This is a genomic window from Litorivita pollutaquae, from assembly GCF_003205515.1.
Taxonomy (GTDB): Bacteria; Pseudomonadota; Alphaproteobacteria; order Rhodobacterales; family Rhodobacteraceae; genus Litorivita; species Litorivita pollutaquae.
This window is the reverse complement of record NZ_KZ826506.1, coordinates 1-839: the sequence shown is the minus strand read 5'-3', so window position 1 is coordinate 839 and position 839 is coordinate 1. Positions and strand designations below refer to the sequence as shown.

At 55.8% G+C, this 839-nt stretch carries 1 protein-coding gene; it reads right to left on the bottom strand.

The features are described from left to right. Nucleotides 1–440 (bottom strand): acyclic terpene utilization AtuA family protein (locus DI396_RS16355; RefSeq protein WP_162617263.1); only part of this gene is annotated, 440 nt, incomplete at its 3' end. Nucleotides 441–839: the final 399 nt, after the last annotated feature.

Sequence of the window (839 nt, the reverse complement as noted above, 5' to 3'; positions counted from 1 at the left end):
TTCATGCTCCAGATGTCATCGGGAAACTCGACGCCAGAGAACATCTCGGTCTGGCCGCTGGCGCGGATATCATCGGCCTGCGCCGACAAATCGTCGCCCAGAACCACCCCGATGGACAGGTCAATCCCCGCCTCTGCGGCGGCTTTGGCCAGTGCGTCGCGGCAACCGCGCGGGTTCACCCCACCGGCATTGGCCACAACTTTCATTCCCTTGGATTTGATCTCGGACAGCCAGGGCACCAAAGCCTTGACGAAATCCGGTGCATAACCCGCCTCCGGCGTCTTGGCCCGCGCCCGCGCCATCAGCGACATCGTCACTTCGGCCAGATAATCGAACACCAGATAGTCGATCTCGCCTTTGGTCACCAATTGGCCGACCGCTTCGGGCGTATCGCCCCAAAAACCTGAGGCGCACCCAATGCGCAGTTTTCCATCAGACATAATCTTCTCCTCCCCCTACCTCTCCGTCGGTTTCGACCGCCTCGGCCTTCGCTCAAGAAGCAAGCCGAACCGATGAAACTGCCAAAATTATTATCTTGGCCCGAGAAGCCACGACTGAAATGTCCCTAATACTTCAGTCGATGCTCCCCCACATCTCCCCACGCAAGTCACAACGTTTAGTTGAAAAAGCGTGCCTTGAAAATATTTCTAACATATGTTTGATTTCGGTCAACACTGCAGATCACATTTCTCGGGAGGATACAAAATGACCGGTCAGAACGAATCTGCCTTGGCTGATCTGGATGCCATCAGAGCGAATTATTCGCTAACGGATGAGCAGCGCCAGATCGTCGATCATGTGGATCGGGTGTCGCGCGAGGTCTTGCATCCGCTGCAAGC